Annotated in this window: 20 protein-coding genes and 1 pseudogene; 2 read left to right on the top strand and 19 right to left on the bottom strand. The window is 43.0% G+C overall.

Going from position 1 to position 21,580, the window contains the following annotated elements:
- Positions 1 to 21 precede the first annotated feature (21 nt).
- The 7 genes from HMPREF9184_RS04185 to HMPREF9184_RS04155 are packed head-to-tail and all read right to left on the bottom strand — an operon-like array spanning position 22 to position 6,427.
- Positions 22 to 360: a YlbF/YmcA family competence regulator gene (locus HMPREF9184_RS04185; protein ID WP_000065971.1), complete on the bottom strand. Its 339-nt coding sequence runs from the start codon at positions 358 to 360 to the stop codon at positions 22 to 24.
- Positions 361 to 370: 10 nt separating this feature from the next.
- On the bottom strand, positions 371 to 1,474 hold the full coding sequence (locus HMPREF9184_RS04180) for a prephenate dehydrogenase (protein WP_001140497.1): 1,104 nt from the start codon (positions 1,472 to 1,474) through the stop codon (positions 371 to 373).
- Positions 1,475 to 1,483: 9 nt separating this feature from the next.
- Positions 1,484 to 2,650, bottom strand: coding sequence for a chorismate synthase (aroC, locus tag HMPREF9184_RS04175; RefSeq protein WP_001269857.1), 1,167 nt, complete (start codon positions 2,648 to 2,650; stop codon positions 1,484 to 1,486).
- 9 nt (positions 2,651 to 2,659) lie between these two features.
- A complete protein-coding gene (gene aroB, locus HMPREF9184_RS04170) occupies positions 2,660 to 3,727 on the bottom strand; it encodes a 3-dehydroquinate synthase (protein ID WP_000702178.1) in 1,068 nt (355 codons plus the stop codon).
- 18 nt (positions 3,728 to 3,745) lie between these two features.
- Positions 3,746 to 4,600 carry a shikimate dehydrogenase gene (locus tag HMPREF9184_RS04165; protein WP_000762468.1) on the bottom strand — a complete coding sequence of 285 codons (855 nt, stop codon included), beginning with the start codon at positions 4,598 to 4,600 and terminating at the stop codon, positions 3,746 to 3,748.
- On the bottom strand, positions 4,590 to 5,267 hold the full coding sequence (aroD, locus tag HMPREF9184_RS04160) for a type I 3-dehydroquinate dehydratase (RefSeq protein WP_000780377.1): 678 nt from the start codon (positions 5,265 to 5,267) through the stop codon (positions 4,590 to 4,592). Before aroD ends, HMPREF9184_RS04165 begins: the two co-directional genes overlap by 11 nt.
- Positions 5,264 to 6,427 (bottom strand): class I SAM-dependent rRNA methyltransferase, encoded by a 1,164-nt coding sequence (locus HMPREF9184_RS04155; protein ID WP_001079980.1) that lies wholly within the window; start codon positions 6,425 to 6,427, stop codon positions 5,264 to 5,266. Before HMPREF9184_RS04155 ends, aroD begins: the two co-directional genes overlap by 4 nt.
- 272 nt (positions 6,428 to 6,699) lie before the next feature.
- Here HMPREF9184_RS04155 and HMPREF9184_RS04150 point away from each other — a divergent pair, with 272 nt between their 5' ends.
- Positions 6,700 to 8,148 carry an alpha-amylase gene (locus HMPREF9184_RS04150; protein WP_001181036.1) on the top strand — a complete coding sequence of 483 codons (1,449 nt, stop codon included), beginning with the start codon at positions 6,700 to 6,702 and terminating at the stop codon, positions 8,146 to 8,148.
- A gap of 87 nt (positions 8,149 to 8,235) precedes the next feature.
- Here HMPREF9184_RS04150 and alaS read toward each other — a convergent pair whose 3' ends face one another.
- From alaS to budA, 11 genes and pseudogenes are all read right to left on the bottom strand, one after another.
- Positions 8,236 to 10,854, bottom strand: coding sequence for an alanine--tRNA ligase (gene alaS / locus HMPREF9184_RS04145; RefSeq protein ID WP_000811708.1), 2,619 nt, complete (start codon positions 10,852 to 10,854; stop codon positions 8,236 to 8,238).
- A gap of 21 nt (positions 10,855 to 10,875) precedes the next feature.
- Positions 10,876 to 11,361, bottom strand: a complete 486-nt coding sequence (locus tag HMPREF9184_RS04140; RefSeq protein ID WP_000847086.1) for an LURP-one-related/scramblase family protein — start codon at positions 11,359 to 11,361, stop codon at positions 10,876 to 10,878.
- Between the two features lie 277 nt (positions 11,362 to 11,638).
- Positions 11,639 to 11,800, bottom strand: a pseudogene (locus tag HMPREF9184_RS10050) (PASTA domain-containing protein); the annotation flags it as partial.
- Positions 11,801 to 11,889: 89 nt separating this feature from the next.
- A complete protein-coding gene (locus HMPREF9184_RS04135; RefSeq protein ID WP_000364424.1) occupies positions 11,890 to 12,714 on the bottom strand; it encodes a GIY-YIG nuclease family protein in 825 nt (274 codons plus the stop codon).
- 158 nt (positions 12,715 to 12,872) lie between these two features.
- Positions 12,873 to 13,943 carry an ABC transporter substrate-binding protein gene (locus tag HMPREF9184_RS04130; protein ID WP_000737936.1) on the bottom strand — a complete coding sequence of 357 codons (1,071 nt, stop codon included), beginning with the start codon at positions 13,941 to 13,943 and terminating at the stop codon, positions 12,873 to 12,875.
- Positions 13,940 to 14,713 carry an ABC transporter permease gene (locus HMPREF9184_RS04125; protein ID WP_000712724.1) on the bottom strand — a complete coding sequence of 258 codons (774 nt, stop codon included), beginning with the start codon at positions 14,711 to 14,713 and terminating at the stop codon, positions 13,940 to 13,942. Before HMPREF9184_RS04125 ends, HMPREF9184_RS04130 begins: the two co-directional genes overlap by 4 nt.
- A complete protein-coding gene (locus HMPREF9184_RS04120; RefSeq protein ID WP_000754114.1) occupies positions 14,710 to 15,516 on the bottom strand; it encodes an ABC transporter permease in 807 nt (268 codons plus the stop codon). Before HMPREF9184_RS04120 ends, HMPREF9184_RS04125 begins: the two co-directional genes overlap by 4 nt.
- Positions 15,497 to 16,654 (bottom strand): ABC transporter ATP-binding protein, encoded by a 1,158-nt coding sequence (locus HMPREF9184_RS04115; RefSeq protein WP_000742901.1) that lies wholly within the window; start codon positions 16,652 to 16,654, stop codon positions 15,497 to 15,499. Before HMPREF9184_RS04115 ends, HMPREF9184_RS04120 begins: the two co-directional genes overlap by 20 nt.
- Before the next feature lie 158 nt (positions 16,655 to 16,812).
- Positions 16,813 to 17,718 (bottom strand): UDP-N-acetylmuramate dehydrogenase, encoded by a 906-nt coding sequence (murB, locus tag HMPREF9184_RS04110; protein ID WP_000177102.1) that lies wholly within the window; start codon positions 17,716 to 17,718, stop codon positions 16,813 to 16,815.
- A gap of 110 nt (positions 17,719 to 17,828) precedes the next feature.
- On the bottom strand, positions 17,829 to 18,584 hold the full coding sequence (locus HMPREF9184_RS04105; protein ID WP_000172438.1) for a YhfC family intramembrane metalloprotease: 756 nt from the start codon (positions 18,582 to 18,584) through the stop codon (positions 17,829 to 17,831).
- A gap of 9 nt (positions 18,585 to 18,593) precedes the next feature.
- Positions 18,594 to 19,325, bottom strand: a complete 732-nt coding sequence (budA, locus tag HMPREF9184_RS04100) for an acetolactate decarboxylase (RefSeq protein WP_000375401.1) — start codon at positions 19,323 to 19,325, stop codon at positions 18,594 to 18,596.
- Between the two features lie 145 nt (positions 19,326 to 19,470).
- On the opposite strand from budA, the gene HMPREF9184_RS04095 reads away from it, so the two are divergent.
- The gene (locus HMPREF9184_RS04095; protein WP_000166364.1) at positions 19,471 to 20,742 is read left to right on the top strand and encodes an aminotransferase-like domain-containing protein; all 1,272 of its coding nucleotides are present in this window, start codon (positions 19,471 to 19,473) and stop codon (positions 20,740 to 20,742) included.
- Positions 20,743 to 20,762: 20 nt separating this feature from the next.
- Here HMPREF9184_RS04095 and HMPREF9184_RS04090 read toward each other — a convergent pair whose 3' ends face one another.
- Entirely contained in the window at positions 20,763 to 21,578 is an 816-nt protein-coding gene (locus tag HMPREF9184_RS04090; RefSeq protein WP_009755199.1) for an ABC transporter substrate-binding protein, read from the bottom strand.
- Positions 21,579 to 21,580: the final 2 nt, after the last annotated feature.

Raw genomic sequence — 21,580 nt, 5'->3', positions numbered from 1 at the left:
GGCTTTTATACAGATAAAATACTATTTCAATAATTCTGAAACGGGTTCAAAGACAATTTTTTCAATGTCTGAAAGATAAATAGATAATTGTTGCTGCTTGGCAAAGAAATCTGACAAAAGAGCGTTCTCTTGGATTTGCTTGCTGAAAGACTGCATCTTTTCTTGGAAAGAGGCATCTGGCATTTGTCCCGTTTGAGCCATGACTTGGATTTCTTGCTGGAAAGCGATATAGTCTGCAAAAATCTTGCTAGCTTGTTCATCAGCTTGGATGGCATCTTTTGCTGCCTTAACCGCCTTGTATTCTGGTAATTCGCGTAACCCGCGACTGAGTTCGTTTGCACTATCATAAATATTTGACATATTTTTCTCCTTATTTGATGACGACTGTGTAGTTCGTATTTTCTGTAATTAAGCGCTCAGCTCGTTCCAGATCCTGAGCATTTTTAAAGGAAATTTGTAGAATCCCGTGAACATCCTCACGGTTTTCTTCGTTGATGTGGATATTAACCAAAGAAGTCCCACGAAGCAATTCCAAAATCCGCAAGATAACATCTTCTTCATCGGGAACATCGACATAGAGGTCGTAAGAGCTGTCTACACCACCACGCTTATGGATTTCCATAGCCTGACGTTGCTCACGCGCTTGGTTGAAAAAGTTCCAGATCTTCGCTTCATCCCCCTTGCTAATAGCCAGACCAATCTCATCTAAGCGTTCCTTGAAATCCTCAATCCGCTCTAGGATAGTCTCGCGATTGGATAAGAGAATAGAAGTCCACATGCCTGGCTCGCTCTCTGCAATCCGAGTCATATCTCGAAATCCTCCCGCCGCAAAGCGCCTTGCCATTTCATGTTCCTGAGCATAAACTGCCGTCTGCTCCATTAGACTGGAAGCCAGAATATGGGGAAAATGGCTAATCTGTGAAGTTACTCGATCATGCTCCTTGGCATCAATCTCGATAAAACGAGCATGGAGACCAGAAAGTAGGTCCTTCATTTCCTCAAGTGTGTCAGAACTTGTCAGGCTCGAAGGTGTAAAGATATAATAGGCATTTTCAAAAAGATTGACATCCGCAGAAGCAGCCCCTGTCTTGTGACTACCAGCCATGGGATGGGCCCCTATAAAGCGAACAGTCTTACCAGCCAAATACTGCTCCGCCGCATCTACAATGGTTGACTTGGTCGAACCAGCATCCGAGATAATGACGCCTTCTTTCAAGTTCAAACCTGCCAACTCCTGGATAAAAGCAATGGTCTGCTTGATCGGAAAGGTCAGAATGATGACATCTGCCAGAGGAGCAAAACTGGCAAAATCATCCGTCGCACGGTCAATCATTCCCCTCTCCAAGGCAATGTCTCTCGAAGCCTGACTACGATTGTAACCTAGAATTTCATATTCAGGATGGTCGCGCTTGATTCCAAGTGCCATCGAAGCACCAATCAAACCGAGACCTGCGATATAGATGGTTTTTGCCATAGGAACTCCTTAATAGTTCTTTGTATACTCACGGTGTTTGGCTACTGCTTCCTTTAATTCCTCTAGATTATCGGATGAGAATTTCTCTAAGATTTCCTGCGCCAGAACTGTTGCTACAACAGCCTCCATGACCACACCTGCTGCTGGAAGAGCGGTTGGATCACTTCTCTCCACAGTTGCCTTATAAGGTTCGTGAGTTTCGATATCTACACTCATCAGAGGTTTATAAAGGGTGGGGATGGGTTTCATAACTCCACGAACAACGATGGGTTGCCCATTGGTCATGCCACCTTCGAAACCACCTAGATTATTGGTACGGCGAGTATAGCCGTCTTCTTTAGACCAGAGAATTTCGTCCATGACTTGGCTGCCTTTACGGTAACCGGCCTCAAATCCAAGACCAAATTCTACCCCTTTAAAGGCATTGATAGAAACAACAGCTTGGGCCAGTCTAGCATCCAATTTTCGGTCCCATTGGACATAGGAGCCGAGGCCTACTGGTACGCCTCCGACGACTGTCTCAACAACTCCACCGATGGTATCACCGTCACGCTTGATTTGATCAATATAATCCTTGATTTCCTGTTCCCGTTCTTGGTTGACAATAGAAACTTCAGACTGGGCAGCTCTTTCCTTAATCTCAGTAACCGTCAGATTTTCAGGAACATCGATTTCCTTGCCACCAAAGACAACAACATGGTTAGCGATTTCTATCTCTAGTTCAGCCAAGAGACGTTTGGCCACTGCTCCAACTGCCACTCGCATGGTGGTTTCACGGGCAGATGAACGCTCCAAGGAATTTCGCAAATCATCAAAACGGTACTTGATGCCCCCAACCAAATCGGCATGACCTGGCCGAGGATGAGTGATTTTCCGTTTGCTTTTAAGGCGGTCTTCAATGTCCTCAGCAGACATGATATCCAGCCATTTTTGGTGGTCCTTATTGACGACATCCATGGTAATGGGAGCCCCAGTCGTCTTCCCATGGCGAACACCCGAAGTAAAGACAACCTGGTCACTCTCAATTTTCATACGACCACCGCGGCCGTATCCACCCTGACGACGTTTCAGATCCTCATTGATGTCCTCTGCTGTCAAAGGAAGTCCAGCGGGAATTCCCTCGATAATTGCCGTCAGACGCGGACCGTGTGATTCTCCTGCAGTTAAATATCTCATACACTCTCCTTATTTTACCAAGTAGTCTTTCATCTCTTCTAGAGAAACTGGGTGAATGGTCGCTGAACCAAGCTCTGGTACCAAGACCAATTTCAAGGTGTTTCCACGCGCTTTTTTATCATGAGTCAAAGCCTGATAAAGCTTGTCAACATCCCAGTTTTCATAGTCAACAGGGAGTCCAAATTTCTGACACATTTCTGTGATGGACTGGGTAATCCCCTCAGGCATGAGTCCTTTTTCCTCAGCAACCTTAGAGACCTGCACCATTCCCATGGCGACAGCCTCCCCATGCATGACTTTGCCATAACCGGCAGTCGCTTCAATGGCATGCCCAATAGTGTGGCCAAAATTGAGGTAAAGGCGGACACCGTTGTCCAACTCATCCTCAACTACCATCTTGCGCTTAACTTGGCAAGAATGTTCAATCAAGGTCTCTGCATGTTCCAAAATGCTCTCTACAGAACCATCTAACTCCGTCAAGAGAGTCCACAGTTCTGGATCCTCAATCAAGCCATACTTGATGACCTCGCCCATCCCCTCAATCAGCTCTCTTTTCCCAAGCGTTTCTAGGACAAGTGGATCAATCAGAACCCCATCAGGTTGGGCAAAAGTTCCTACCATATTCTTAGCAAAAGGGGTGTTGACACCTGTCTTTCCACCGATAGAAGAATCAACCTGGGCTGTCAAACTAGTCGGAATCTGAACAAAGTGAATGCCCCGCATATAGGTAGAGGCAACAAAGCCAGCCAAGTCTCCAACGACACCACCACCAAGGGCTACAATCCCATCGCTACGAGTCAGACCTTGCTTGACTAGAAATTCATAGACTTTCTGAACAGTAGTTAAATTCTTTCTTTCTTCACCTTCTAAAAAGTCAAAAACAGCTACCTGAAAACCAGCATCTTCTAGGCTGAGCTTGACCTTCTCCGCGTAGAGTGAGGCCACATGGTTGTCTGTTACGATAACCACTTTTTGCGGCTGCCAGAGTTCTCGCAACCATTGACCTGCTTGCGATAGACAACTTTTTTCAATTTGAATATCATAAGGATGATGTGGAATATCGATTCTGATTTTCATAGTAGGGTCTCCTTTTCATTATTGGTATTTTTCTGTTAAGGACTGCCAAATCTCTTCCGTCGGCATTTCTTTACCTGTCCACAGTTGAAAAGCTTCAGCAGCTTGATAGAGTAACATTCCCAGACCATTGACAGCTGGGTTGCCCTGACTTCTGGCCCATTTCAAAAATGGCGTTTCAAAGGGTTGGTAAATGACATCGGCCACCAAGAGATCTTCAGGTAAGACTATACTTGTCGGAACTGGGGACGACTGGTCATCCATCCCCACACTAGTCGCATTGACGAGCAGGTCCGACTTGGCAATTCTTTCTTGCAGTTCAGAAACATCCTCTAAAGCATACAAGTCCACTTTAAAGCCTGTTTGTTCCTGTAACTTGTTCAGGTAAGGCCTTGTTTTTTCCATGGAAACTGAACGAACAAAGACTGAAATCTGACTGACGCCATCCAAAATAGCCTGTGCCAAAATGGACTTGGCCGCACCACCTGCTCCCAGAATGGTCATTTTCTTATCTGAAATTTTAAAAGAAGGCAAGCTCTTAAAGAATCCCTTGCCATCTGTATTATATCCAATTAACGTTCCGTCTTGATTGACAACTGTGTTGACCGCCCCAATCAAACGAGCCTCATCACTCAACTCATCCAGATAAGGAATCACTTGCTCCTTGTATGGCATGGAGAGATTGATCCCAAACATCTGGTAACGACGAATATTAGCGACTGTTTCTGCCAAATCACCCGCTTCAATCTCCCAAGCCACATAGGCACCATTGGTAGCTGTCGCCTCAAAGGCCCTATTGTGGATGAAGGGTGAAATAGAGTGTTTGATGGGATTGGCAACAACTGCAGCTAAACGTGTATAGCCATCAAGCTTCATCCAAAATCTCCCTGATTTTCTTCATGTTTGTTAGAGAAATCTGACCTGGGGCACTCGCTTCATCTAGACTAGCGAATGACCAACTTGAACCCGTCACATCTGAAGTGATACGCGAAACCTTACCAATTTTCCCCATGGAAATAGTCACGTACTCTTGCTCAGGATTGAGTGTCTTGAAACCTCGCGTATAATTCATCAGATCCAAAACATCCTGAGCTGTATTTGCCATTACCGATACCTTCACTACTTTTGGAGTCAAGCTGGTCAATTCAGACAAGATTTCCATCATGTTTTCAGGTGTTTCTTGGAAATTGTGATAACTCAAGACCAGATTTGGAAAATCCAACATCTTCTCAAAAACATCCTTGTGGCTGAAATACTCAAAATCCACATAGTCTGGTTGGTAGAGTTGGGTCACTTCCTTGATGATTTGAACATACTCCTCTGAGGAAAGTTCGATTTCTCCTCCCTCAGCGCGAGTCCGAAGGGTAAAGACAAGTTCGCGTCCTGCAAATTTTTCAAAGATAGCGGGTGCTACCTGTAAAATAGCGTCCTTTGCAAGAAAGTCCGCACGCCACTCAATGATATCGGCATCTTCATACCTTGTGGAATCCAGTTCTTGCGCTTCCTCTAAACTTCTTGGCATTACTGAAACGACTAATTTCATCTACTAACCTTCATACTAATCACCTTGAGGTAATTACTGCTTTCATCTTTTTTATTATAGGCAAAGTCTGCTGGAAGTCCGTATTCATTCAAGACTTGATACCTTCTTCCTGCAAAACCTTTATCAATTTGTTCTGTAAATTTCTGGCGGGAAACATTGGCAGCATTGGTACTAGCAATGATGATTCCTCCAGGATTTAAAATCTCAAGACTCTGGGAAATCAACTTGTGATAGTCCTTTGCCACAGAAAATGTTTGTTTTTTATTGCGAGCAAAGCTAGGCGGATCCAGGACAATCACATCGTAGGTCAAACCTTTTCGCTTGGCATACTTGAAGTACTCAAAGACATCCATAACGATAAAACGATGATTGTCTGTGCTGAGTCCATTTGCCTGAAAATGAGCTTCTGACAGCTCTCTGGACCGTTTAGCCAAGTCAACTGAAGTCGTCTCACTGGCACCTCCCATAGCTGCAGCAACAGAAAAGGCAGCCGTATAGGAAAACATATTGAGCAAGGATTTGCCCATGGCTAGACCGTCAACCAGACTCCCACGAACCTCATGTTGGTCCAGGAAAATCCCTGTCATCAAACCATCATTCATAAAAACTTGATAGAGCACTCCATTCTCAAGAACAGTAAAATCATCTGGCGCTTCCTCACCATAAACATAGGCAGACTCGTAGTCTAGACCTTTAAAACGAATCTTTTCATAAGCACCCAAGACCTCAGGAAAAACTTCCTTAAAAGCCTTTACGATCAGCTTACGAATCTGGTAAACAAAGGAGTTGTACCAAGAAAAGACAGCATAATCTCCATAGAGATCAAGAGTCAGACCACCAAAACCATCCCCCTCTTGGTTAAAAAGGCGAAAGGCAGTAGTCAAGTCATCTTGATAATAAGGCTTTCTAGCTTCCTTGGCCTTACGAAACAGAGATTCAAAAAAAGCTTGATTGAAACGAACCTTTTCCTTGCTGATGAACCAACCGATTCCCTTATTCTGCTGAGAAAGATAGGCGCTCCCTAAAAACTTTCCATCTTGACTAAGAACTTCTACTGCCTGATCCGTCAGATCAATATCTCTTAAATCACTTGCTTCCAAAAGAACTAGACCCTTAGCTAGCTTTTTTTCAACACGTCTGCTGACCCTAATTCTATTCATAGCTACTATTATAGCAAATTTTATGACAATTCTCAAAAAAGAAACCGTTTGTCCATATGTACTTTAGTTTACTAAGTGTCATTTTTGTTAAAATAAGTTTGGTCATGTCATTCTTTATCCTAAACCCTCTTTTCCCAGCAATGAAAAGAAGGCGGACAAGCTCTAAAAATAGACAATTCCAGAAATGAGTATAGAATCTTGCGCAAACGTTTGCCTAGTTCTAAACTTTATGGTAGAATAAAACACAACATTGATAAGCAAGAGGAAAAACAATGCAAAATCAGACACTTATGCAATACTTTGAGTGGTATCTGCCTCACGACGGACAACACTGGACGCGATTGGCAGATGACGCAGAACACCTAGCAAACCTTGGTATCAGCCATGTCTGGATGCCACCTGCCTTCAAGGCAACCAACGAAAAAGATGTAGGCTATGGTGTTTACGATCTTTTTGACCTAGGTGAATTTAACCAAAAAGGGACTGTCCGCACCAAGTATGGGTTTAAAGAAGACTATCTTCAAACGATTCAGACTCTCAAGGAGCATGGAATCCAACCTATGGCTGATGTGGTGCTCAATCACAAGGCCGCTGCTGATCACATGGAAGCCTTTCAGGTTATTGAAGTGGACCCTGAGAATCGTACCGTTCAACTAAGCGAGCCCTTTACTATCAATGGCTGGACTCACTTTACCTTCGATGGTCGGCAAAATACCTACAATGACTTCCACTGGCACTGGTACCATTTTACTGGTACAGACTACGATGCCAAACGCCGTAAGTCTGGCATTTACCTGATTCAGGGAGACAATAAAGGTTGGGCAAACGAGGAATTAGTCGATAACGAAAACGGTAACTACGACTACCTCATGTATGCCGACCTAGACTTTAAGCATCCTGAAGTCATCCAAAACATCTATGACTGGGCTGACTGGTTTATGGAAACGACGGGTGTAGCTGGTTTCCGCTTGGATGCCGTTAAGCACATCGACTCCTTCTTTATGGGTAATTTCATCCGTGATATGAAGGAGAAATACGGCGAGGATTTCTATGTTTTTGCTGAATTTTGGAATCCAGACAAGGAAGCCAATCTAGACTATCTTGAGAAAACAGAAGAACGTTTTGACCTTGTCGATGTTCGCCTCCACCAAAACCTCTTTGAAGCTAGTCAGGCTGGAGCAAGCTACGACCTTCGTACTATCTTTACTGATAGCTTGGTTGAACTCAAGCCTGACAAGGCTGTAACCTTTGTCGACAACCACGATACTCAACGAGGTCAAGCCCTTGAATCGACTGTTGAAGAATGGTTCAAGCCAGCAGCCTATGCCCTCATTCTATTACGTCAAGATGGGCTTCCATGTGTTTTTTACGGAGACTACTACGGTATCTCAGGAAAATACGCCCAACAAGATTTCAAAGAAGTTCTTGACCGTCTCCTAGCCATCAGAAAAGATTTAGCCTATGGAAAGCAAACAGACTACTTTGATGATGCCAACTGTATTGGTTGGGTACGTTCAGGTGCTGAACATCAATCCCCAATCGCAGTCTTGATTTCAAACGACCAAGAAAACAGCAAGTCAATGTTTGTCGGCCAAGAATGTGCTGACCAAACCTTTGTTGACCTCCTTGAAAATCATCCAGCACAAGTTACGATCAATGCAGAAGGTTATGGAGAATTTCCAGTAGCAGCAGGTTCAGTCAGTGTCTGGGCAGTTAAATAAACCTATCAGTTACAAGCCAAATCCAACCAGATTTGGCTTTTTTCTATTCGCAAAAAGACCTACCCAAGTGGATAGATCTTTGTTTTCTTACAATTTACCAGCTACTGCATCCAACAATTCTTGGATTTTGGTTTGGTTGCTTCCTCCTGCCATGGCCATGTCTGGTTTACCACCACCACGTCCATCGACGATTGGTGCCAATTCTTTGATCAGGTTTCCTGCATGAAGGTCTTTCGTCTTGCTAGCTACGAGGACATTGACTTTGTCACCGATAGCTGCAACTAGGACAAGCACGTCAGAGTAGTCTTTTTGTTTCCAGTTATCCGCAAAGGTACGAAGGGCACCTGCATCTGATACAGAAACTTGGCTAGCAATGTAACGGTGACCGTTGACTTCCTTCACATCCTTGAAGACATCACCTGCAGCCGCAGCTGCTGCTTTTTCCTTCAATTCTGCATTTTCTTTTTGGAGTTGGCGAAGTTGCTCTTGAAGCCCTTCAACCTTGTGAGGTACTTCCTTAAGTTGCGGTGCTTTCAAGGTTGCTGCTACTGCTTTCAGAGCGTCTTCTTGTTCACGGTAGGCTTCAAATGCTTCCTTACCAGTCACTGCCAAGATACGGCGAGTTCCTGATCCGATTCCTTCTTCTTTGACAATCTTGAAGAGACCAATTTCAGAAGTGTTGCCAACGTGGGTACCACCACAAAGCTCGATAGAGTAATCACCAATAGTAACAACACGAACTTCTTTACCGTATTTCTCACCAAAAAGAGCCATAGCCCCCATTTCCTTGGCAGTGTCAATATCTGTTTCAACAGTCTTAACTTCAAGAGCTTCCCAGATTTTTTCGTTGACTTGCTGTTCAATAGCGCGCAATTCTTCAGCAGTTACTGCTTGGAAATGCGTGAAGTCAAAGCGAAGGAATTCTACTTCGTTCAGAGATCCTGCTTGTGTCGCATGGTGGCCAAGGATATTGTGAAGGGCCGCATGGAGCAAGTGAGTGGCTGTGTGGTTTTTCATGACACGATGACGACGATTTGAATCAATTACCAAGGTGTATTCTTGGTTCAAAGCAAGCGGTGCAAGAACTTCAACAGTATGAAGCGGTTGTCCATTTGGTGCTTTCTGAACATCTGTTACAGTAGCCACAAGGTTTCCTGCAGCATCCAAGATTTGACCGTGGTCAGCTACTTGTCCACCCATTTCAGCGTAGAATGGTGTTTCCGAAAAGATCAGAGAGGCAGTTCCTTCAGAAGCAGCTTCTACTTCAGCGTTTTCAGCTACGATAGCCACCAACTTAGAAGGCAATTGACTGGCATTGTAGTTAAAGTGACTTTCCACTGTAATGTTTTGAAGGGTTTCGTTTTGCATTCCCATTGAGCCGCCTTTGACAGCTGACGCACGCGCACGTTCTTGCTGCTCTTTCATGGCTGCTTCAAATCCTTCACGGTCGACAGTCATACCAGCTTCTTCAGCGATTTCTTCTGTCAATTCCACTGGGAATCCGTACGTATCGTATAGTTTAAAGACATCCTGACCAGCGATAACGTTTTGACCTTTCGCTTTCAAATCAGCTACAATGGTTTCTGCAAAGTGTTGACCTGAATGAAGGGTACGGGCAAATGACTCTTCTTCGCTCTTCACGATTTTCTCGATAAAGTCACGTTTTTCAAGTACTTCTGGGTAGTAGCTTTCCATGATTTTCCCAACAGTTGGAACGAGTTTGTAAAGGAAAGGCTCGTTGATGCCCAATTTTTGGCCATGCATTGAAGCACGACGAAGAAGACGACGAAGGACATAACCACGACCTTCATTTCCTGGAAGAGCTCCGTCTCCAATAGCAAATGCAAGGGAACGGATGTGGTCAGCGATAACCTTGAAGCTCATGTTGTCGCCGTCTTGGTCGTAGACCTTACCAGACAATTTCTCAACTTCACGGATGATTGGCATGAAGAGGTCTGTTTCAAAGTTAGTCTTAGCCCCTTGGATAACCGCCACCAAACGTTCCAAACCAGCGCCCGTATCAATGTTCTTGTGTGGCAATTCCTTGTACTCGCTACGAGGTACAGCAGGGTCTGCGTTAAATTGTGACAATACAATGTTCCAGATTTCAATGTAACGGTCGTTTTCAATATCTTCTGCAAGCAGGCGAATACCGATATTTTCTGGATCAAATGCTTCTCCACGGTCGAAGAAAATCTCTGTATCCGGTCCAGAAGGTCCCGCACCGATTTCCCAGAAGTTGTCTTCGATTGGAATCAAGTGGCTTGGGTCCACTCCTACTTCAATCCAGCGGTTATAAGAATCTTTATCGTCTGGATAGTAAGTCATGTAGAGTTTTTCAGCTGGGAAGTCAAACCACTCAGGGCTTGTCAAGAGCTCATAAGCCCAAGTGATAGCCTCATCACGGAAATAATCACCGATAGAGAAGTTCCCCAACATTTCAAACATGGTATGGTGACGAGCAGTCTTCCCTACGTTTTCGATGTCGTTGGTACGGATGGCTTTTTGCGCATTGGTAATACGTGGATTTTCAGGGATAATCGTCCCGTCAAAGTATTTCTTAAGGGTTGCTACCCCAGAGTTAATCCACAAAAGAGTTGGGTCGTTTACAGGAACCAAGCTGACTGATGGTTCTACAGAGTGGCCTTTGCTTGCCCAGAAATCAAGCCACATTTGGCGAACTTGAGCACTAGATAATTGTTTCATAATATCTCCTTATTTACTTGTTTAATTTGATTGGCTTTCCAGCATTTCCACATAGTCAATCGCGACACAAAGGGAAATGACCAGATCTGCATAAGAGTCTTCATAGACGGTTACGGTGTAGGTTGAGGTCAAATGGAAAATCTCTTTCCGAATCTCGGCGACAAGCTGATCACGATCATCCAGCAATTTGAAATTCAAATCCCAGATATTGCCCTCGATACGAAGCCCCAGATTATCAAACTCATACTTATCTCGCCAGAAGGTCAACTTCTTACGAATGACGAAATTTGAACCGTTTCGTAGCTGAATAGTAAAGCGAGGAAGTAAGGTGAAAAATTCTTTACTAATCTCACTGACTTGCTCACCATAGGCGTCATAGATGGTAAAGGTTTTAGGAATTTGGAAGAAAGAGCCCTCCACCTGATAGTTCACTACTCCTCTATCATCCTTGATATCAAAGCGTTCGCCTCCAAGACGAAACTTTTGTTTCACGAGAAATGTCTTCATAAACACCTCCAAAAATCAAAAGACAAGCTCACATAACGAAGGGCGAAAAACCGCGGTACCACCTTCATTCAATGAACTTGTCATTCTCTTATTCTTATGCAATTGTGTGATTGAGTAGCATGACTTCCTACCTTAGATGGCTCGCAGCACCGCCATTTCTCTGGACTAAGATAACTGAAAATCAATTCTCAACTTTCTTATTATATCGTTTTTGGAGAAGTTCGTCAAGATTAACGGCAATGAATCATTAATTTCGACTTCACCTCTTAATTTATCTAGATTTACTTTGCGATGTCGGAGGAATTTTGGGCTTATATATCGAAATTTTAATTCGTGTACGTTTCAAATCAACTTTCTCTCCAACTTTTGGAGTTTAATCTACTGCTGTTCCTACAGCAGTACCCTCAAGGGCACTGGAAACTTCTACTACTTCAATATTTCCTGCTCACTAACAATTTCTCTATTTTCATCTCTTCACCATTCCTATTTTATAAGACGATTTCTTTCCCACTGTTCTATTTTCTCCTCCTAATTTGCATTATAACCATGCTCCTTTGATTTTAAAACTTCTTTCCACCATGATTCACGCCTCAAAACAAAATTATCATCAATCTTACCATTGTAGTTTTCCAATACAGAGTATTGAAAATTTTCTTTAACGTAATTTAACCCTTGTTTTTCAACTAAAATCCTAAGTTCTTTATTGCCACCATGTCCATTATCCACATAGGATTGCCAACGTTGTAAAAGCATACCATAGTTTGAAGTTGCTGAGCCTATATATAATTTACCATTCTGCTTATCCGTAATAAGATAAACAGCTTTTTGATTTTGTAAAGCAGTTATCCAATCTTTTTTTCTCAAACGTAAAATCAATTCTAATTCTTTGTAAGATAAAGAAATATTATCATATCCCGGAAATTCTTCTCCTCCAAATGAATCTGATAACAATTGTTCTATCACAAGTTTTTCCTTACAAGTTGTATACTTTAGAACTGAACCTCTAGATTCTTTTCTGTACCGAATAATTAGACGACCAAAAAGGGCTGAATATTCTTTTAGTTCAATTCCTTCATAATTTTGTCCTTCAGTAACAAAAAGTTCCTTACTCACTTCTTTTATAGTAGTTAATAACCATTTGTTATTATCAATCTTAATGAAATTTATGACAATATCCCCAACATTGAAATATCGCTTATTTGTTCTCCAAAATAAGTTGTAGTTATTAATTATTTCCTCGTCTCTCAAATAGGTCTGAATTGGATTTTCACCCGTCCAATTATTAAATTTCACCTTGAATTTTCTTTGATTTTGATCACTTATATTCAAAATATCGTTTAACTTTAGATCCATGACAAACTCTTCCCCCATAATATTTGCTTAATTTTACACCCCTCATATATTATTATACAAAAAGGTGTGGTTAGGCGCAAACTTTTATAAGTTTGATTTATTAATTTCATCATAAAAAACGAACCAGCTTGACTGATTCGTTTCATAACTGCTAACTCCTACTTTCGATACATTTTGAATTGAAGGAAGAGATCACTATATTTACCTGTCCATTTATGGTCAAACTTCTCATAAACTTCTAGGTTTTTCATGGTATCAGCATCTGGATAAAAGGACTTATCTTCTTTTGTCTCCTCTGAGAGCAGTTCCTTGGCTGTGTTATTTGGTGTTGCATAGCCTACATACTCAGCATTTTTCAGAGCATTGTCGGGTTTCAACATAAAGTTGATAAAGGCGTAGGCTGCATCTTGGTTTTTCACAGTTTTTGGAATGACCATGTTGTCAAACCAGAGATTGCTGGCCTCAGTCGGAACGACATACTTGAGGTTAGGATTTTTCTCCAACATCTGGCTGGCTTCCCCAGAGAAGGTCACGCCGATAGCCGCATTGTTCTGAATCATGTAGCCCTTCATCTCGTCGGCAACGATGGCCTTTATATTTGGAGTCAGTTTGTAGAGCTTATCTACCGTCTCTTCCAACTGCTGAGGTTCCTTTGAGTTAAGGCTGTAACCGAGCGAGTTAAGCCCGAGTCCCAGCACCTCACGCGCCCCATCAAAGAGCATGATGGAATCCCTATACTCTGGCTTCCAGAGGTCATCCCAATGCTCAGGAGCCTCGTCTACCATGGTTTCATTGTAGACGATTCCCAAGGTTCCCCAGAAATAAGGAATGGAGAATTTATTTCCCGGGTCAAAAGACTGGTTGAGGAACTCAGGTCCGATATTTTCGATTCCTTCAATTTTTGAATAATCGAGTGGAACCAAGAGATCTTCATCCTTCATCTTGTTGATCATGTATTCACTTGGGATGGCAATATCGTAGGTCGTTCCACCTTGCTTAATCTTGGTATACATGGCTTCATTGGAATCAAAGGTCTCATACTGTACTTGGATTCCTGTTTCTTCTGTGAATTTCTCCAAGAGTTCTGGATCGATATAGTCCCCCCAGTTGTAAATAACCAGTTTTTGACTATCTCGGCTATTGATTTTATTGTCTAGATGAGTCGCAATTCCCCACAAGACGAGGATAATTGCTGCAATTCCTGCTAAAAATGAATAGAGTTTTTTCATGCTTGTTCCTCCTTCTCACGTGAGATAAAGTAATATCCTACAACTAGGATAATACTAAAGAGAAAAACAAGTGCAGACAGAGCATTGATCTCTAGCGAAATCCCCTTACGAGCACGAGAGTAGATCTCAACTGATAGGGTTGAAAAGCCATTTCCTGTTACAAAGAAGGTCACGGCAAAGTCATCCAGCGAATAGGTAAAGGCCATGAAATAACCTGCGATGATAGACGGAGTCAGGTAAGGAAGCATGATTTCCTTGAACATCTGAAACTGGCTGGCTCCTAAGTCATAAGCCGCATGAATCATGTCATCATTCATCTCCTTGAGACGAGGCAAGACCATCAAGACCACGATAGGGATCGAGAAAGCCACGTGACTAGATAGAACCGTCAAAAATCCAAGTGAAAATTTAAGCTGGGTAAAGAGAATCAAGAAGCTGGCACCAATCATAACGTCAGGCGCAACCATGAGGATATTATTGAGTGATAGAAAGGCTTCTTGGTATTTTTTACGAGACTGGTAGATGTAGATAGCACCGAAAGTCCCGATAATGGTCGCAATCAAGGCTGATAGAAAGGCCAAGAAAAAGGTTTGGGTGAGGATCAACATGAGACGGCCATCACCAAACATAGTTTTAAAATGGTTCAAGCTAAAGCCTGTAAAACTGTTCATATCATCACCAGCATTAAATGCATAGCCAATCAAGTAAAAAATTGGCAAATAAAGGATAATAAAGACAAGGGCTAGGTAGAGATTGGCAAATTTTTTCATCGTTCTCTCCTTTCCTTAGTCACCCACATGGTGATGAACATGGTCAGGATGAGGATCACACCAATGGTTGAACCCATTCCATAGTTGTCATTGGTCAGGAAGTTCTGCTCAATAGCCGTTCCCAGCGTGATAACGCGGTTCCCACCAATCAAACGTGTCAGCATGAAAAGACTCAAACTTGGGATAAAGACTGATTGGACACCACTTCTTACCCCGTTCATAGAAAGGGGAAAAATGACATGGCGGAAGGTCTCCCACTTGGTCGCACCGAGGTCATAGCTGGCATTGATGAGATTGTTATCCATATCATCCAAGACATTGAAAATCGGCAAAATCATAAAGGGAAGCTCGATGTAGCTTGCGACAAAGATAAAGGAGAAATCCGTAAAGAGCAACTGCTGCGAACCGATTCCGATGAATTCCAAGAATTGGTTAATAGAACCATTCTGACCAAAAATCCCGATAAAGGCATAGGCCTTGAGGAGCAGGTTAATCCATGTCGGCAGGATAATCAGCATGAGCCAGAGTTGACGGTGCTTGAGGCGGGTCAAAAAGAGGGCTGTTGGATAGCTGATGAGTAGTGTTACCAAGGTTACAATTCCTGCATAAAGCACAGAGTTGAAGCTCATTTTGAGATAGGTCAAGTTTTGTGATGCAAAGTAGGATTTGTAGTTTTCTAAACTAAACTGCCCTTCAATATTGAAAAAGGATTGACCGAAAATCAAGACTAAGGGTGCGAGAACAAAGAGGGCAATCCAAAGCATATAGGGCACTACAAAGAGTTTAGAGGTTGTTTTCTTCATCTCTTTCCTCCTCGATCGCGTTAATCAGACCTGCTTCTTGCTCTTCGATTTCTACGTATTCTTCGATACGAGCATCGAACTCTTCTTCGGTTTCGTTGAGACGCATGATGTGGATGTCTTCTGGCTCAAAGTCCAGACCGATTTCCTCACCCACAATGGCCTTACGAGTTGAGTGGATCATCCATTCGTTTCCAAGTTCGTCGTAGGCGATAATCTCGTAGTGAACCCCACGGAAAAGCTGAGTATCCACCTTAACTTGGAGCTTGCCTTCTTCAGGAAGAGTGATGCGCAAGTCCTCTGGACGAATAACAACTTCCACAGGCTCGTTTGGCTTCATCCCACCATCGACCGCTTCAAAGCGTTTGCCGTTAAACTCGACCAAGTAGTCTTCAATCATGGTTCCTGGCAAGATGTTGGACTCACCGATAAAGGTGGCAACAAAATGATTGATTGGCTCATCGTAGATATCCACAGGTGTTCCAGACTGGACAATCTCGCCATCGTTCATAACGAAAATCCAGTCACTCATAGCCAGGGCTTCCTCCTGATCGTGAGTGACAAAGACAAAGGTAATCCCCAATCGTTGTTGCAGTTCACGCAGTTCGTACTGCATGTCTGTTCGCAATTTCAAGTCCAGCGCTGACAAGGGCTCATCCAACAAAACCACACGAGGTTGGTTGATGATGGCACGGGCAATGGCTACACGCTGACGTTGTCCTCCAGAGAGTTTACGGATGGAACGTTTTTCATAACCTTCCAACTGAACCATCTTGAGCACTTCCGCTACACGTTGCTCGATTTCTTTCTTGTCAATCTTACGCAAGCGGAGTGGAAAGGCAACATTTTCAAACACATTCATATGTGGAAACAAGGCATAGGATTGGAAGACCGTATGGACATCTCGCTTGTTGGTTGGGATGTCGTTGATCCGTACCCCATCCAGCAAAATATCACCTGTCGTTGCATCTAGTAAACCTGCAATGATGTTTAGGATGGTTGATTTCCCAGAACCAGATGCGCCCAAAAGAGTGTAGAACTTTCCTTCTTCCAACTCAAAGTTAATGTCTTTGAGAACCTTGGTGTTGCTGTCTTCAAAAACTTTAGAGACGTTTTTGAATTCGATAATTGGTTTTTTCAATTGGCATAAATTCCTTCTTTTTCATAAATTAACAGATCAAGGCTCTGTCAGGCCGCTACTACCTCTTGCAGGGAGTAAAACCACCTGCATACATCTTCGCTACCGATAGGCTTTCACCCCCTTTCCATTGACATAGCAGCAGCTATTCTGGCGAAACCTTACTCCTTCTCACCCAAGATTCGGACTTCTCTCTCAAGGGTGACACCTGAATGTTCCTTGACTTTTTCGATGACGAACTGAATCAAGTCCTCGTAGTCTTTGGCCGTACCGTCAGCAACATTGATCATGAAACCAGCGTGTTTTTCCGATACTTCAACACCACCGATACGGTAGCCTTTCAAACCAGCCTCTGAAATCAACTGACCTGCAAAATGCCCCACTGGACGCTTAAATACTGAACCACAAGATGGATACTCTAGAGGTTGTTTGAGTTCGCGAAGGTGAGTCAAGCGATCCATTTCCTGCTTGATAACCTGGTGATTTCCTGGAGCTAGGGCAAATTTAGCTGACAAGACAATCGCCCCAGAATCCTGAATGGCAGAATGACGGTAACCAAAAGCCAAGTCCTTGGCTGACAAGGTCACGATTTCCCCTTCCTTGGTCAGAATCTTACAAGACTGCAAGATATGAGCAATCTCTCCTCCGTATGCACCCGCATTCATAAAGACAGCGCCTCCGATACTCCCTGGAATCCCGCAAGCAAACTCAAAACCAGTCAAACTATGACGAAGGGCAATGCGTGTTGTCTCGATCAAATTAGCACCAGCTTCTGCTTCGATGGTGTAACCATCAACTGAAACGTTATTGAGCTTATCACACAAGATGACAAAACCACGAATTCCACCTTCACGAACGATGATATTGCTGGCATTTCCTAGCACCATCCAAGGAATATTCTCTTGATTGGCAAATTGAACGACACGCGCCATCTCATAGCGATTGCGTGGCAAAACTAGGTAATCCGCTCGACCTCCAACCTTGGTATAGGTATAGGTCTTCAAGGGTTCCTTGAAACGAATATCGATTCCTTCTAATTGTTCTTGTATTTTAGTTACTAATGTCATATCTCTCATCCTTTTGTAAAGTCATTTCATTATACCATTTTTAAAGGCTTTTGACGAACCGAAAAATGGAAGTATCAAAGCATCGCATAAAAAAAGAGGTAAACCTCTTTTTATGATGATTTTTTCCAAAATGTAGATTTTGTTAGCCAGACAAAGGCTAGTACTTCTACAAGAAGAATGCCCTCCACTACAAGTGGATTCGCAATCCAGCCCACTTGAGATAAAGCTGGAGCCAAGTCAAACAAGGCATGGAAACCATAGGCAGCAACGAGATAGATCCATTTCTTTTGGCTAACACTTTGGTAAACCCAGATGGAAAGACCGATTTGGAGAACTAGGGCAAGCACACGCTCAACTCCTAGTAAATAAACCTGCCATACAGAAAGAGACTGAACCGTTTCGAGTGTAGTCTTTGGAAGGATATTGGCCACATCAGTATTTGAAGACTGGATGACTGAAAAGAGGATCAACAAACTGATCAAGCTTCCCATCCCGAGATAGAGCAACTCCAAGCCTCCATGTCCCAAGCCATAAGCCAAAGCGTCTTTCTCTTCTAGACTTCTCTTTTTCTCCAACCATTTAAAAAAGACAAGGCGGGCAGTTTCCTCAAAGAGAGCTGCCATGGCAATCGCGTAAAGAACGTATAGGAAGGGTTGCTCATTCATGAGCGAAATCGTTCCATCTTTTTGCGGTTGAAGAACTAGAAAGTGGACCATCTTCTCTAACACTTGAGAAGAAACGAAAAATGCGATTGCCCCCAAGCCCATGACTGCAAGAGAAATCTTAAAGCGTTTTTTGGCGTACCAAGTCCCACCTACTAGGACTAAAACCAAAGCGATCATAGTAAGGATAATATGTAGTGTCATCTTTTTCTCCTATTCTGACTTGTCAATGTCTTTCTTCATCTCATCAACGTTAAATTTCGCAAATAAATACTGGCGATCTTGGACTGGAAAACGTTGGTCCAACTGATCGACTGCCCCAACCTCGATCATTCCTTCTTTGATAACAAAGTCCATCACATGCCCACCAAAAGTCAAATCATCTGAGATAAAGTGCAAATGGTAACCCGCCACACTGACCCCATGGAAAATCTCCGGCGTCCAAAACCCAACGATGGTACCCGATACATTCTCACGACTATATTCAGGCTGATGGGTGGCAACCTCAGCAAACTTGGTGTCTGTTGTTGACTTGGGAATCATCCGTACATGCATGTGGGCGAATTCCCCATGAATCTTGATAGAGCGAAAGAGATTTTCCCCATCATAGTAGGACTCAATCCGCTTTTCTAATTCCTTGTCCGTCATCTCAAAGCGCTGGCGGAAAATCACTTCTGCCTGATGGGGAACAACTGCCGCATAAGGGATAAGGGCATCAGGTGCAACTTCTACAATTTCAGGTTGCTCCCCTGAACCTTTGGCTTGATAAGCCTTGCCATCAAGGACAATCAACTCCCCATCAATCGAATCAAGGGTTCCCAAACCAAGGTCGCCATGTTCCAACAATTCTCCCACTGTCATGGTTCCGCCGTAGAGACCAGCCATTAGGGCACCTAGAGTATTGTATTGAAATAATTTTACCGGTTCCTGCACTTTTCTATCCATTCTCTTTCTTATCTTCTTTTCAATAAATCATCATACTTTCTAAGTATACCATATTTGTTCCTAGTTGTGAAAGGGAGAAATGCTTTTCCCATTGCCAAGTAGGCAAAAAAAAGGTACAATGTAACAAAATCAAAGGAGGTCTGGAATGACGAAGCAAAGCAAGTACCAAGCAGTTGTTTCCCATCTAAAAAAGGGTATCGAATCAGGGAAATTTCCAACTGGTAGCAGACTTCCCTCTATCCGTCAACTGAGCCAAGACTTCCACTGTAGCAAGGATACTGTCCAACGAGCCCTGCTAGAATTACGCCATGAACAATACCTCTATGCCAAGCCCCAAAGTGGCTACTATGTTCTGGAACAGGGGCAGCATCAAGACCTGAAAATCGAAGTCACTGACGAACATGCCAGTGCTTATGACGACTTTAGACTCTGCGTCAATGAAACACTGATTGGAAGAGAAAACTACCTCTTCAACTACTATGATAACCAAGAAGGCCTTGAGGAACTAAGAAAATCTGTCCATCAACTTCTTTTTAACCAAGCCCTCTACTGCAAACCTGACCAACTGGTTCTGACTTCTGGAACTCAGCAAGCTCTATTTATCCTTTCTCAGATTGCCTTTCCTAGCAAGGGAGAGGAGATTTTGGTCGAACAGCCGACTTACCACCGGATGAACCGCCTCTTGGTCGCTCAGGGATTGGCCTACAGGACCATTGAACGCCGAATCGATGGAATTGACCTTGACGAACTAGAAGAACAGTTCAAATCTGGAAAAATCAAGTTCTTCTATACCATTCCTCGCTTCCACTATCCTCTTGGGCATTCCTATCCTGAGCAGGAAAAAAGAGACATTCTGGATCTAGCAAATCAGTATGGTGTATACATCGTCGAGGATGACTATTTAGGAGACTTAGACCCTAAAAAAGGGCAGACCTTCCACTATCTGGATACAGAGGATCGGGTCATTTATATCAAGTCCTTCTCAACCAGTCTCTTTCCAGCCCTTCGTATCACCGCTCTCATTCTCCCAAATGCCCTAAAAGAGACCTTTGTTTCCTACAAAAATATCCTGGACTATGACAGCAATCTCATCATGCAAAAGGCCCTCTCTCTTTACATCGATAGTCAGTTATTTGAAAAAAATCGACTGGCTCGACTGACCCTTCAAGAAAACTATCAGACTCGGATAAAAGAAGTACTTGAAAAAAATACCTGTCCCTTACCCTACTATCCTCTACACGATGGTCTTCTCCTTGATTTGAGAAATTATCCTAAAATTGCCAGTTTGAAGCATAGTTCACTCAAACTAGACTTCTTTGAAGAGGCTTATTTGGAAGCCTGTCCTTATCAGTTTGCCAAAGTCTCTCTCGAAAATCTAGAAGCACTATTACAATACATAAAAGCAGAATTGGATTAAACTCCAACTCTGCTTTCTTTTTATTGTTCAACTTCTGTCAGTTTCGCTGCTTTTTCAAGATAGCTTTGATAAGTTCCCTCATCTTTTAGTTTTTGGATAACCTTATCTACTACTGCTTTCAAGTCTGATTGATTCTTCTTGACAGCAACGGCACTGGCTTCGCCATCTTTCATCGTCAAAGTAGCTGTCGCAACGGCAAGATCTGAGTTTTTACCTGCGTAACTAAGAGCCACTGGTTCATCCATATGAACAGCATCCACTTTTCCAGCCCGCAATTCATTGACTGCTTCACCCATATTGGTCAAAGATATCAACTGGGCATTTGGTAATTGTTGCTTGACCATGGTTTCTGGAACGGTTCCCTTTTGAGCTGCGATATTCGCACTTGCTAGGTTTGAAAGATCCTTGTATTTGTCTAAATCGGCTTTTCTAACCAAGAAACTCATCTTGTTTTCATAGTAAGGAATTGAAAAGTCAAAGACTTCCTTTCTCTCATCTGTGGCACTAATTCCTGCAATAGCCAAGTCAGCCTTTCCAGTTTGAAGACTGGTCAAGACATTGTCAAAACTCATACTAGAGATTTCAAGCTTAACTCCAAGTTCATCCGCAATCGCTTGAGCCATATCAATATCTGCACCAACCACTTGGTTTTTACCATCTACCAAGGATTGGAATTCAAATGGTGCATAGTCTGGACTAGTCGCCACAACTAGCTTCCCTTTTTGTTTGATAGCATCTACAGCAGACTGGGAACTATCCGTACTTGATTGACAAGCGACTAATATCATGCTGGCAAGCATGCTACATACAACTAATATCCATTTCTTAAACTTCATAA

This window comes from Streptococcus sp. oral taxon 058 str. F0407 (genome assembly GCF_000235485.1).
GTDB lineage: Bacteria > Bacillota > Bacilli > Lactobacillales > Streptococcaceae > Streptococcus.
Note: the sequence above shows the minus strand (reverse complement) of the source record. Positions and strands in the feature narration are given on the sequence as shown.

Bases quoted from the DNA above. Each gene is read 5' to 3' on its own strand.
- HMPREF9184_RS04185 (WP_000065971.1), bottom strand. From the start codon at position 360: ATGTCAAATATTTATGATAGTGCAAACGAACTCAGTCGCGGGTTACGC.
- HMPREF9184_RS04180 (WP_001140497.1), bottom strand. From the start codon at position 1,474: ATGGCAAAAACCATCTATATCGCAGGTCTCGGTTTGATTGGTGCTTCG.
- aroC (WP_001269857.1), bottom strand. From the start codon at position 2,650: ATGAGATATTTAACTGCAGGAGAATCACACGGTCCGCGTCTGACGGCA.
- aroB (WP_000702178.1), bottom strand. From the start codon at position 3,727: ATGAAAATCAGAATCGATATTCCACATCATCCTTATGATATTCAAATT.
- HMPREF9184_RS04165 (WP_000762468.1), bottom strand. From the start codon at position 4,600: ATGAAGCTTGATGGCTATACACGTTTAGCTGCAGTTGTTGCCAATCCC.
- aroD (WP_000780377.1), bottom strand. From the start codon at position 5,267: ATGAAATTAGTCGTTTCAGTAATGCCAAGAAGTTTAGAGGAAGCGCAA.
- HMPREF9184_RS04155 (WP_001079980.1), bottom strand. From the start codon at position 6,427: ATGAATAGAATTAGGGTCAGCAGACGTGTTGAAAAAAAGCTAGCTAAG.
- HMPREF9184_RS04150 (WP_001181036.1), top strand. From the start codon at position 6,700: ATGCAAAATCAGACACTTATGCAATACTTTGAGTGGTATCTGCCTCAC.
- alaS (WP_000811708.1), bottom strand. From the start codon at position 10,854: ATGAAACAATTATCTAGTGCTCAAGTTCGCCAAATGTGGCTTGATTTC.
- HMPREF9184_RS04140 (WP_000847086.1), bottom strand. From the start codon at position 11,361: ATGAAGACATTTCTCGTGAAACAAAAGTTTCGTCTTGGAGGCGAACGC.
- HMPREF9184_RS04135 (WP_000364424.1), bottom strand. From the start codon at position 12,714: ATGGATCTAAAGTTAAACGATATTTTGAATATAAGTGATCAAAATCAA.
- HMPREF9184_RS04130 (WP_000737936.1), bottom strand. From the start codon at position 13,943: ATGAAAAAACTCTATTCATTTTTAGCAGGAATTGCAGCAATTATCCTC.
- HMPREF9184_RS04125 (WP_000712724.1), bottom strand. From the start codon at position 14,713: ATGAAAAAATTTGCCAATCTCTACCTAGCCCTTGTCTTTATTATCCTT.
- HMPREF9184_RS04120 (WP_000754114.1), bottom strand. From the start codon at position 15,516: ATGAAGAAAACAACCTCTAAACTCTTTGTAGTGCCCTATATGCTTTGG.
- murB (WP_000177102.1), bottom strand. From the start codon at position 17,718: ATGACATTAGTAACTAAAATACAAGAACAATTAGAAGGAATCGATATT.
- HMPREF9184_RS04105 (WP_000172438.1), bottom strand. From the start codon at position 18,584: ATGACACTACATATTATCCTTACTATGATCGCTTTGGTTTTAGTCCTA.
- budA (WP_000375401.1), bottom strand. From the start codon at position 19,325: ATGGATAGAAAAGTGCAGGAACCGGTAAAATTATTTCAATACAATACT.
- HMPREF9184_RS04095 (WP_000166364.1), top strand. From the start codon at position 19,471: ATGACGAAGCAAAGCAAGTACCAAGCAGTTGTTTCCCATCTAAAAAAG.
- HMPREF9184_RS04090 (WP_009755199.1), bottom strand. From the start codon at position 21,578: ATGAAGTTTAAGAAATGGATATTAGTTGTATGTAGCATGCTTGCCAGC.